Raw genomic sequence first — 11,602 nt, 5'->3', positions numbered from 1 at the left:
CGGAACTCCACCAGAAACAAAGGGCAGAGGCAATCATTTTCACCTCTGCTCTTACAAATGTATTTGACAAAAAGAAGATCTCTTGTTAGCGTGCTGCGCGGCGTCCATAAGCCCATACGGATGCCGGGATGAAGACCGCGAGAAGACATAGACACCAGATGAGGGCGGAGATAATGGTTGAGGCATTAGGATGGTTAAGCAACAGACCACGCACTGCATCCATTACCAGAGAGACTGGCTGATGCTCAGCAAACGCGCGTAACCAACCGGGCACGGTTGTAAGCGGCACAAACGCACTACTACCAAACGCGAACGGCAGAATCCAGACCAGTCCAGCCTGCTGCACAGCCTCCACACTGCGAAACAACAACCCGCACAGCGCCGAGATCCACGCGAACACGAAGCTGACGAGCAATAGGAGCGCGGAGGCCGCAATCCAGGAGAGAAGCGTCCCCTCTGGTCGAAAACCAACGAGCAGACCAACGATCCAGGTAACCAGGATGATGAAGGCGCTGCGAATCTGGTCAGCAACAATGCGACCAGTAAGCACAGCCGATTGAGCCATCGGCAATGAGCGAAACCGATCAATCATACCGCGTTGTAAGTCGTTTGCGACCCCTACTCCAACAGAGGCTGAACCAAAGACAATAGATTGTACAAACACGCCAGCCATCAGGTAATTGATATAGCTGGTACCAGGGATGTTGATGGCTCCTCCAAACATGTAGCGAAAGAGCAGCACCGTTATGATTGGCTGGATAGTAGAGGTAACGAGTTCATCAGGAATGCGTGGAATTTGCCGTATCTAGCGCCTCGCTATCACGTATGCATTGACCAGCGTCCAGTAGAAGGCAGGGCGGACCAGTGGAACAACGGTCTCTACTGGCGAGCGTCTGCTACTGTTCATCGTGCGCTCCTTTCCTGTGTCTGAGCCATCGGAATCTGTGAAGACTGAGGCTTATCAATAGAAGAATGGCCGGTAAGGGAAAGAAAAACATCATCTAGCGTGGGACGACGCAAAACCAGATCCTTCAGAAGTATGCCTGCATCATCCAGATCACGCACAATTGCCACCAGTTGCTGCGCTCCATACGTCACTGGCACCACCAGATGGCGGTTTTCACTGTCGATCTGAATTTCGCCCGAGCTATATGGACGAATCACCTGGGAAGCTACCTGTAAGTCACTCCCATGACCCACAGTCAGTTCAAGCCGCTCTCCGCCGATTTGCGCTTTCAGATCATCAGCCGTACCTTTAGCGATGACGCACCCTTGATCAATAATCACGATCTGAGTGGCAAGTTGCTCAGCTTCCTCCAGGTATTGCGTTGTGAGTAAGACGGTTGTTCCCGCAGCTACTAGTTCTCGAATCACCTCCCACATAGCCAGGCGTCCACGTGGATCAAGGCCGGTAGTGGGTTCATCCAGAAAGAGAATAAGTGGCGTCATAATAAAGCTTGCCGCGAGATCGAGACGACGACGCATCCCTCCTGAGTATGTCTTCACCAGGCGAGAAGCGGCATCCATGAGATCAAAGCGCATGAGCAATTCACGGGCACGCCGCTTCGCGACCTTCGCCGAGAGATGATACAACTGCCCAACCATCTGTAAGTTTTCGTAGCCAGTCAACATTTCATCGACCGCAGCATATTGACCCGTCAAACCAATTCGCGAACGAACTGCTGCCGCATGCTTCACGACATCCAGCCCCACAATCTCCGCGTGCCCGCTGTCAGGCTTGAGCAGGGTAGTCAGAATACGTACGGCTGTGGTTTTGCCTGCTCCGTTGGGGCCAAGCACCCCGAGCACACTCCCTTCCTCAGCGATCAGGTCTAGCCCGGCAAGCGCATGGGTTTTGCCATACGATTTGTGTAAGCTTTCGGCCAGAATGGCCGGTCTGTTTGCCATCAGGATCGTTCCTTTCATCCGTTCTTCTCCAAGAGGGCATGTGATGCCTCCTCGCATATCAGAAGTGTAGTGGAGTGAAAAGATATTGTCCTGCCCCCCCAGGAGCACTATGGGGAGTATCTTTGACTACAGTAAGTGGAGTTCGCGCGCGCGTGTTACCGCCTGAACGCGATTGGTTACAGCCAATTTGGCGAGGATATGTTTCACATGACGTTTGGCCGTGTTGGGAGCAATGACAAGGAGGGCCGCAATCTCCTGGTTTGAGGCGCCGGTAGCCAGCAGTGTCAGCACCTCTCGCTCACGCCTGCTCAATGCTTCCGGGAGCAATGAGAGGGCAGGGGTTCCATCCTGCCCTACTTCAGGCGTGTTTGGGTGCGATACAGCCTCTAATAATGATTGCAGATAGACCTGCGTCGATACTTTGTAAACATTCAAGCGAACAAGCAGAATATTCATGGGCTCGCCTTCGTCGATGAAGAGGCGCACAAAACCTCCAGATTCTGCCAGAGAGACAGCCCGTGAAAGCGTTGCCAACGCGGTAGACGTCTCCCCTTGCGCCTGGTACACCAGTGATGTAAGAATCAGGGCTTCAATTACGCGCTTCGTCAAGCCAACCTGTTCTGAAGGAAGACGAAAATGGTCCAACAGGGCCAGTGCTTCTTTAAGATATGCATCTCGGGGTGCGTGTCGCCCCTGTGCGATGAGTACACGAGCCAGGAGCATATATTCTGTAAAGATCAAATTTCCTACCCCTGGGAGGTCTTTGTAAGGGTCCTCGGAGAATGCATTTTCATAACGAAGGTGCTGTGTTTTGAGCCAATGTGCCGCATCCTCAATCTGCCCCTGGCTCAATAGCCATCGTGTTCGCGCCAGTCTGGCTGCCGCCGTGACGAGTCGCGATGGCTGCATAAGAGGGAGATCCCCTTCGATTTCCTGCAAGATGGTAAACGCCTCTTTGTCGTTGCCTCTAATGAGAAAAAGGCGTTGTTGAATAAGATGGTATTCAAGGGTAAATTCCTTGTGGGCGGTCCTTAGCGACGCGCTTGACGCCCGCTGAAGCGCATGTTCAGCTTCGTTAAGACGGTTCCATTCGAGGAGCAGATTGGCATAAATCATGGAAATCCAGCCTGAAATGACCGGCTGGACTTCTTTGCGCGACCCAAAGAGCAGCAGCAGATGACGATACAACTGTTCGCTCTTGCGCAATTCGCCTTGCGTTTCATACAGGTCCGCCAGCATCCCCATAACAATCCAGCATCCCCATAACAATCAGGTTCAGGAAATGATAGTTCGTTACCGAAACCGTCGTGCGAGCCTCACTCAACACGCGCTCGGCAGCGGCAAAATCGAGACTCAACAGATATGCCATTCCTTGAGCCAGATGCAGACAGAGGGTAGCGAGGCCCCGCAAATAGAAGGTATTAGGCAAAGATCCTAACACTACCCTAATAGGGAGTATATCAGGGTGAGCATGAACGCTCAAGGGGAAGAAACGTTAATGGGAATGACTCAGTTCACCTGGCTAAAAGACATTATCTAGCAGAGGAATGCCAGGGTCCTGAAAAATCGTTATTATAGACATAACGGTTGAGGAGGCTACATTCTCAGGAAGGACACGCCGATAGAGAAAGATATATGGGCGATGATAAGGTAGCAAGCGCCACCAACTAGCATCGCGCCTCTGGCAAGCGACCTTATGAAGATTTTGTCTGAAGCAAAGGGGAATAAATCACATGAGAGAGAACACGCAAAAGCGGCGAAGTGAGCTTGCTAGTTTTCTGCGCACTCGGCGAGAGCGCTTACAACCCGAACAGTTTGACCTTCCTACACTTGGGAGGCGACGAACTCCAGGACTCAGACGTGATGAAGTTGCCCTTCTTGCCGGTGTCGGCGTTTCCTGGTACACCTGGCTTGAACAGGGGCGTGACATTACGGTCTCTGAACAAGTACTTGAGCGGCTCACCGAAACGCTACAACTCAATAACGAAGAGCGCCGCCACCTTTTTGTTCTTGCCCGTGGTATGGTTCCAGTTGTGGAGCAACACACCAATACAGCCCCAACCCCTCCTGGCATTCAAGCTGTGCTCGATGCTCTCTCACCCACACCCGCGATGCTCATTGATCATCGCTTTAATCCAGTTGCCTGGAACGAAGGTGCCTGTCACATCTTTGGTGATTTCTCTCTGCGTACGGAGCGAGAGCGCAATAGAATTTGGGATATGTTTACCAATCCTGCGGCACGCGAACTTTTTGTTGATTGGGAACTGGCTGCCCAGCATGCCGTCATGTATTTTCGTTCCGCCTATGATAAGTATATTGGTGATACCTGGTTTGAGCATCTGCTAGCCGATTTACAGAAGGAAAGTCTTGAGTTCCGCACATTGTGGTCACAACACAATGTGCAAGCCTCATGTGATATTTACAATGAGAAGATCTTAAACCATCCTCGGGTGGGTCGTCTCCACTTTGCCAGTACCATCTTTATCGTACCAGTAACACCTCCGCTTCACATGGTAACCTATGCACCGGCATCACCAGAGACAGCAAGCAAACTGAAGACAATACAGGAAACCATACATGCTGGCGCACAAACCCATTAAAGCCAGATGAGGAAACTACTTAGTGGATGAGAGAGCCGCATCCGAGTGAATATGAAAACTACCGCTGGTGTATATCTGACGAATCACGAGCATGGCAGAACCTTGTAGAGACGCATATTTTAAACGCGAACTCACAATCTGAGTATGCTCATGCATAGGAGAGGCCAGGTTATGTCTCATCTGAACCTGGATATTCTGCGCAATAATTGGGGCAAGCTGCTCAAGATGGCTGCTGAGCACCACAACCTCTGGCGCTAGAGTATTGACTATATTGATAATCGAAAGCCCCAGATATCTCGAAATTCTATCCACTACTTCAATTACTCGTTCATGCCCTTCGCGATATAACGTCGCGATATAATTTAGGGTTGGTGGCTCTGGATAGTGTGGCAACACAGTTGCTACCTGCTCAATGATAGCGGGTATAGAAGCATAGCATGTCAGACAACCTCGATTCCCACACACACATTCAACGCCGTCAATATCCACGACATTATGCCCAATTTCACCCGCATTGCCGTAAGGGCCATAATAGACATCTCCATTACAGACAATACCCGCACCAATTCCGATGCCACAATTGATACAGACAAAATCATGGACATTATGGCATTCGCCAAAATATTGTTCAGCTAAGGCCAGGGCATTTGAATCATTATCTATATATAAAGGGTGCTTAAAGTATTCCGCCAGCCGCGCACCGAGATAGAAAGAGAGAGGCTCTCGTATTCCCTTCGCCTCCGTCAAATAGGTTTGTCCTGTAGCAGGATCAACCGGGCCAGGAAAACCAATTCCAATCCCTATCACATTCCGACCAGTTGATGCCGCGCCTTCTAGTAACATCTCAATAGCTTGCCGAAGACGATTGACGGTATATTCCTGCTTCTCGGCAAGATCAAGTCCATCAATCTGGATCACCTCGCTGACCGCACCTCCAAGATCAATCAATGCGGCAGAGACGGCCTCGCGCGTCATAGAAACACCTACAACATACGCCACTTCAGCATGCACTTGCAATTGTAATCGAGGACGCCCGATAGTTGGATCGGCACTTCCAACTTCAACGATCATATTATCAGCTAATAATTCATCGACAATGTGGGTGATCGTTGCGGGATGCAAGCCTGTCACAGAGGCAAGTTCAGCACGGGAAACACGCTTGAGGTCCCATATAGCACGATAGACGAAACCACGATTGTTACGTCGCAGCCCCTTCAGGCTCGTTCCTCCGTAGTGTCCATTAGTTCGTGGCCTCGTTCCCATTTTGCATCCCCTTTATTTGATATTTTCAATTAAATATGGGCGTTATTATAGCGATATCACGGACATTTGGTCAAGATTTATGCTACTTTGCCCATCGGAAAAGACACTTTCTGATCCTATTCTACGCGAAATAATACTACAGAAGCAACATGCGCTCGAGATAAAGAAGATGGAAAGCGCCCCGGCTCCTGTGCAGCAATACTGCTCCAGATGGCAAACATTTACAGGCCCAAGAGTACCAATAACTGCTTTTTTTGATCAGCAATTTACATAACTTTGCCACAAAATGGAGTAGAAAGCATTGACAGGTATGTAAGAGGTATGTTATTACTTCATTGCGACTTTCAAATTAAGGACGCTGCCAGATTCCTGTCTCAGGGAGAGGGGGCGCATCGCTGAAAGCACCAGTGAAGGCTGACGCGGTTTTCTGCACCAGAGTCATATGGCAATACAGCACGTAAAAATGGGTATTTTGCCTATCATTCTATGTCTTTTTTTACGGCGGCAATTGCTATATGCAGCTTTAGTATACCAACGCCGTTGCGGTACGCTCAATGGATACGTTTCTCTGTCAGTGCCGAAGGAGATCAATTTGTGGCGAGCACTCAATCTTCGCAACAATCAAATGAGCAGGGCATTCACAATGCAGTAGCTGCGCGCTCTTTTTCTCCAAAGCTCTATTTCTTCCATTTGTGTACACTCTATCATCTTCTTAATCTATATGCTTCTCAAACGGCGAAGGATTACTTGTTATGACATGTATATCTATACAAGCGGATGTATAAATATGCGGTCCTTCTACTAGCATTTGGGTCTTACAAAGCAATCCCAAAGGAGGGAAAAATGTTTAAACAAAGGAATGTAGTGCTTCTGTTCGTTTTCGCGTTCCTTCTATCTCTGTTTGCAGCATGCGGCGATAGCGGTTCCAGTGGTGATGCCAATTCAGGGAATCTCACGGTCTGGGCAATGGGAGCTGAAGGCGATAATTTAAAAGCTCTGGCAGATGACTTTACCAAGGCCAATCCCAACATTCATGTCACAGTACAGGCCATTCCCTGGAGCGATGCACACAGCAAATTGCTAACCGCCGTCGCTGGTGGTCAAACCCCCGATGTCACGCTGATGGGCACGACATGGATGCCCGAATTCGCCAAAATGGGTGCTCTTGATACCCCCCCCAGCGATATCGATCAGAATAGCTTCTTCCCCAGCACCTGGAGCACAACGGTCTACAATGGCACCTCCTATGGTGTACCGTGGTACGTCGATACCCGCGTCCTTTTCTATCGTACCGATATCGCGCAGAAGGCTGGCATCACGCACGCACCTCAGACCTGGGACGAATTGCTGGCGGATGCGAAAGCGATGCAGCAAAAAGGGGGCGCGAAGTATGGAATTAACCTGGGCGCGAAAGACTGGCAGGAGCTGGTTCCTTTCATCTGGCAGGGTGGTGGTGATGTCTACAAAGACGGCAAGTTCACGCTGAACACACCTCAGACCGTACAGGCTCTCTCCTACTACCAGAGCTTCTTCAAACAGGGCCTGACACCTTCTTCCGCTCCTCAGAACTTTGACGGTATCCAGGCTTTTGTCCAGGGAACCCATCCAATGTTCATCTCAGGCTCATGGAACATCAGCGCTATCAACCAGAAAAGCAATGGTAAGCTGGATGGTAAATGGGCGGTCGCGACTCTGCCCAAGCAAAATTCGATGACCTCATTTGTAGGTGGTGGTGACCTGGCTGTCTTCAAAAACAGCTCGAATAAGGCGGCGGCCTGGAAGTTTGTGAAGTACCTCTCTCAGCCAGATGTGCAGCAGAAGTGGTACACCATCATGCAAGACATGCCAGCCGCGAAGGCTGCCTGGGACTCCGGCACACTTTCCACTGACAAAAACATGATTGTCTTCCGTAACCAGTTGAACGATGCCAAGGCTCCTCCCGCTATCGTGAAATGGCAAGAAGTCGCAGATAGCATCGATACCAATATGGAACAGGTTATGTTAGGCAAGGCAACCCCTGAGCAGGCCGCTCAATCTATGCAGCAAAACGCCGAATCGATTGGTACAGGGGACTAATATGAGTAAGGCTAAAACCGCGTTCGCAGCTTCACAGGCCAACGTGACACCTAGGGTGTCACGTTGGTCGCATATGAGACAAAATATCGCTGGATGGATCTTCGCGCTTCCCTGGGGTATCATTTTTCTTGTCTTCATGGCAGGCCCAATCCTGGCATCACTTATCCTCAGTTTTACCGATTTCAGCCTGGGCAATCTCGCCAATCCCTTCGATTTACACTTCATTGGCTTTCAAAACTACATTAAGCTTACCCATGATGCCACCTTCTTGAGCGCTGCTTTAAATACAGTGTACTTTGTGGTAGTTGGTGTTCCACTCGATGTCGCTATCGCTCTGCTGGTAGCCCTTGGCGTCAATCAAGGCGTTGGCTTCGTGAAATCGTTCTTTCGCGTTGGGTATTATCTACCAGTGGTCACGAGTATTGTTGCCGTGGCTGTCGTGTGGCGCTACTTACTCGATCCTGACGCGGGCCTGATCAATAATCTGCTCCATCTGGTGCATGTCCAGGGACCAAACTGGCTGGGTGATCCAACATTGGCGATGCCTTCTATCATCGCCATGGCAATCTGGCGCAACATTGGTTCGGGCATGATTATCTTTCTTGCGGGCCTGCAGGATGTCGATAAGTCGCTCTATGAAGCCGCTAGCATCGATGGTACCAACACTTTTCAGCGTTTTCGCTACATCACCTTGCCCATGATACGGCCCACCATGCTTTTTGTCGTGGTGATGACAAGCATTGGCTTCTTGCAGGTCTTCGCGGAACCCTTTGTTATGACTGGTGGTGGCCCGTTGAACCGTACCCTGACTGTCTCCATCTATCTCTATAAACAGGGCTTTGATTTCTTTAATCTGGGATACGCAAGCTCCATCGCGTATGTGATGTTTGTTGTCATCGTCATCATGGCAGTCATTCAGTTCCGCCTGTTGCGCCCACAAGATTAGAAGTGAGGAGGAAATGCGATGTATGATAGCATGACACCTGAACAATCAGCGGTAAAAGCACCATCCAGAGCACGTACAGTAACCCCGAAGAAGCATCACTGGGGCATCTATGTCTTGCTGACATTGGGACTGATTGCGGTTGTTGCACCGTTTTTATGGATGCTACTCAGTTCGTTTAAATCTCCCGCTGAGTTAGCACAATTCCCGCCAACCTGGATTCCTGAAGCTCCGACGCTCGCCAACTATAGCAAGCTTTTCACTAAACTCAACTTTCCGCTCTACTTCTGGAACTCTACCGTCATTGCCGTTTCAGTGACGGGATTAAATCTGATCTTCTGTTCTATGCTCGGATATGCCCTGGCGAAAATTCAATTCGTTGGGCGCAATATGATCTTTGTGCTTATCATTGGCACACTCATGGTTCCAGGCTCTGTTACTCTAATCCCGCTTTTCATCATGATCAGCAAATTCCATCTGGTCAATACACTAGCGGCTGTGGTTCTGCCGGGTGCGGCAAGCGCTTTTAACGTCTTCTTGATGCGCCAGTTTATGCTTGGTATTCCCGATGAATTGCTTGAGGCGGGTCGGGTTGATGGAGCGAGCGAGTTTTTCCTCTTCTGGCGTATCGCGCTTCCCCTGTGTGTTCCGGCCTTCGTGACGATGACTATTCTGACCTTCCTGGCTTCATGGAACGATTTCCTCTGGCCCCTCATCGTGCTGACTAGCGATCAAAGATATAACTTGCCAGTGGCAATTGCGACCTTCGCGATCGGCCAGTATGCATCAGATGATGGCTTATTGATGGCGGGGGCGGTTGTTGTCGTCCTTCCCGTTATCTTTGTCTTCCTGTTACTACAGCGCTACTTCACACAGGGTATTGCAATGACGGGTTTGAAGGGGTAGCTACTTACTAACTCTCGTTCGCAATTAGAAATGGATATGTATTCAAGTATGGACCAATTTACCACACAGGCAAATTCAGCTCGCGCTGATTGGGAAAAGCGAATAGGTCAACGTATTAAGGAAGGATCAGAGCCAGATCGCTTGCCAATCCTGCCCCCACCAGAACAAGTCGCGGCGACCTCAGGTGCTGGTCAGGTCACACTACGCTGGTCTCCTGTTGAGGGTGCTGTTGGCTACTTTATTTATCGTAGCGAACAGCCTACAGGGCCTTTCACCATTATCGATCATGGAGGCGGTGATGTCCTGGCGGTACCAGGTCTCGCCTATGCTGATACTACCTGTACTCCTGGGCAACAATACTGGTATGCCATCGCTTCAATCGCGGACGCGAAGGCTCGCCCAAGCGAGTTGTCGACAATCGTTGAAGCTCAACCCCAGACCCAGGTGTCTGAACCTCTAACGCTCCACATCCAGGCTCAGAAGGAGGCTGGACAGATCAATCCTCTCTGGCATATGTTGGGCGGCGAACATCTTTCCCAGCTATTCTATAAGGAAGGTCCCGGTAATAGCCAGATTGGTAGCGAGTACACCCAGGCCTTTACGATGGCACATCACGAACTTGGCGCTCGCTATCTTCGCGCGCACGCCATTCTAGATGATGAGCAGAACGTCTATCGTGAGGTCAATGGCGAGGCAGCCTATGACTTTAGCTCGGTCGACAGAATCTATGATTTTGTGCTCCAACTGGGCTTCCGCCCTATTGTTGAGCTTTCATTCATGCCGAGCGATCTTGCCACCGATGTCACGAAGACCATCTTCACATACAAGGGGATTATCTCACCTCCGAAGAATTGGCAGCGCTGGGGTGAACTAAATGGTCGCCTGGCTGCGCATCTGGTTGAGCGCTATGGGATCGAAGAGGTAAGCCAGTGGGGGTTTGAGGTCTGGAATGAGCCCAATCTTAAGGTCTTCTGGACCGGAACACAGCAGGAATATTTCCGCCTGTATGATGTCGCTGCGCGCGCCATTAAAGCTGTCGATGAGCGACTCAAGGTTGGCGGTCCCTCAACAGCGGCGGCGGAATGGGTTGTTGACTTCCTCAACTATGCTCAACGTGAAGGATCACCCCTGGATTTCATCTCAACTCACACCTATGGCAACTTACCGCTCAACTTCAAAGAGGCACTCAAGGCCGCGAACCTTCCCCATATCGAGGTCCTATGGACAGAATGGGGCATTACACCAACCCATTTCGCGCGCGTCAATGATGCGGCCTTTGGGGCTCCTTTCGTGCTTCATGGCATGAAGAGTGCACAAAACCATGCTGATGCCCTGGCCTACTGGGTCGTGAGCGATCATTTTGAGGAACTGGGTAGAGCACCTAAGCTATTTCACGGCGGTTTCGGCTTGCTCTCCGTTGGCAATCTGCATAAGCCGCGCTACTGGGCGTTAGCCTTACTTGAAGAGATGGGACGTGATCTTGTGCATGCAGAGTTACAGGGCGATGGCGCTGGCTCTCTCATTGATTCCTGGGTCACACGCAAAGCCGATGGTACGCTCGATGTCCTGGTCTGGAACGGAACCCTTGATCAATCCAAGATTGATGGTGATCCTCTTCTCGACCGCCAGATTCGCATTCATCTTGAACAGCTTCTTGCCGAGTCCTATCACTGCTCCATCACGCGTATTGATATGACCCACTCCAATATTACGACTCATTGGACCGGGCAGACTGACTGGCCCACTCCTGAACAATGGGATATCCTGCATGCCGCCGATACCCTTGCGGTCGAAGAGATGCCAGATGTCGTAGCAACGCATGGTGCTGCTGATCTTGCCTTTACGCTCCCCATGCCAGGTGTCGTACGATTACGATTGACACCTACACGCTAGTGTTCAGATTGAA

Annotated in this window: 10 protein-coding genes; 5 read left to right on the top strand and 5 right to left on the bottom strand. The window is 50.4% G+C overall.

All coding sequences use genetic code 11. The annotated features are described in order from the left end of the window. Nucleotides 1–85: 85 nt before the first annotated feature. From K3T82_RS44705 to K3T82_RS44690, 4 genes are all read right to left on the bottom strand, one after another. Nucleotides 86–796, bottom strand: a complete 711-nt coding sequence (locus K3T82_RS44705) for an ABC transporter permease (RefSeq protein WP_307811413.1) — start codon at nt 794–796, stop codon at nt 86–88. Nucleotides 797–903: 107 nt separating this feature from the next. Then, complete coding sequence (locus K3T82_RS44700) at nt 904–1,908, bottom strand: ATP-binding cassette domain-containing protein (protein WP_220199927.1); 1,005 nt, start codon at nt 1,906–1,908, stop codon at nt 904–906. A gap of 126 nt (nt 1,909–2,034) precedes the next feature. Continuing rightward, the gene (locus K3T82_RS44695) at nt 2,035–3,153 is read right to left on the bottom strand and encodes a LuxR C-terminal-related transcriptional regulator (protein ID WP_220199926.1); all 1,119 of its coding nucleotides are present in this window, start codon (nt 3,151–3,153) and stop codon (nt 2,035–2,037) included. Beyond that, nucleotides 3,128–3,265, bottom strand: a complete 138-nt coding sequence (locus K3T82_RS44690) for a hypothetical protein (RefSeq protein ID WP_220199925.1) — start codon at nt 3,263–3,265, stop codon at nt 3,128–3,130. The genes K3T82_RS44695 and K3T82_RS44690 overlap by 26 nt, the downstream gene beginning before the upstream one ends. Before the next feature lie 376 nt (nt 3,266–3,641). Between K3T82_RS44690 and K3T82_RS44685 the strand changes: the two genes are divergently transcribed. Further along, nucleotides 3,642–4,508, top strand: coding sequence for a helix-turn-helix transcriptional regulator (locus tag K3T82_RS44685; RefSeq protein WP_220199924.1), 867 nt, complete (start codon nt 3,642–3,644; stop codon nt 4,506–4,508). Between the two features lie 15 nt (nt 4,509–4,523). Here K3T82_RS44685 and K3T82_RS44680 read toward each other — a convergent pair whose 3' ends face one another. Further along, nucleotides 4,524–5,771, bottom strand: a complete 1,248-nt coding sequence (locus K3T82_RS44680) for an ROK family protein (protein ID WP_220199923.1) — start codon at nt 5,769–5,771, stop codon at nt 4,524–4,526. An 843-nt stretch (nt 5,772–6,614) separates the two neighbouring features. On the opposite strand from K3T82_RS44680, the gene K3T82_RS44675 reads away from it, so the two are divergent. From K3T82_RS44675 to K3T82_RS44660, 4 genes are read left to right on the top strand one after another with little or no spacing between them, the layout of a single operon-like run. Next, a complete protein-coding gene (locus tag K3T82_RS44675) occupies nt 6,615–7,847 on the top strand; it encodes a sugar ABC transporter substrate-binding protein (protein WP_220199922.1) in 1,233 nt (410 codons plus the stop codon). A gap of 1 nt (nt 7,848) precedes the next feature. Next, on the top strand, nt 7,849–8,793 hold the full coding sequence (locus K3T82_RS44670; RefSeq protein ID WP_220199921.1) for a carbohydrate ABC transporter permease: 945 nt from the start codon (nt 7,849–7,851) through the stop codon (nt 8,791–8,793). Nucleotides 8,794–8,811: 18 nt separating this feature from the next. Then, the gene (locus K3T82_RS44665; protein ID WP_220199920.1) at nt 8,812–9,696 is read left to right on the top strand and encodes a carbohydrate ABC transporter permease; all 885 of its coding nucleotides are present in this window, start codon (nt 8,812–8,814) and stop codon (nt 9,694–9,696) included. A 48-nt stretch (nt 9,697–9,744) separates the two neighbouring features. Then, nucleotides 9,745–11,589 (top strand): GH39 family glycosyl hydrolase, encoded by a 1,845-nt coding sequence (locus K3T82_RS44660; protein WP_220199919.1) that lies wholly within the window; start codon nt 9,745–9,747, stop codon nt 11,587–11,589. The last annotated feature ends 13 nt before the right edge of the window (nt 11,590–11,602 follow it).

The organism is Ktedonospora formicarum, assembly GCF_016587355.1.
In the GTDB taxonomy this organism is placed as follows: domain Bacteria; phylum Chloroflexota; class Ktedonobacteria; order Ktedonobacterales; family Ktedonobacteraceae; genus Ktedonobacter; species Ktedonobacter formicarum.
The sequence above is the reverse complement of the archived record's forward strand: the minus strand, read 5'-3'. Positions and strand labels throughout refer to the sequence as shown.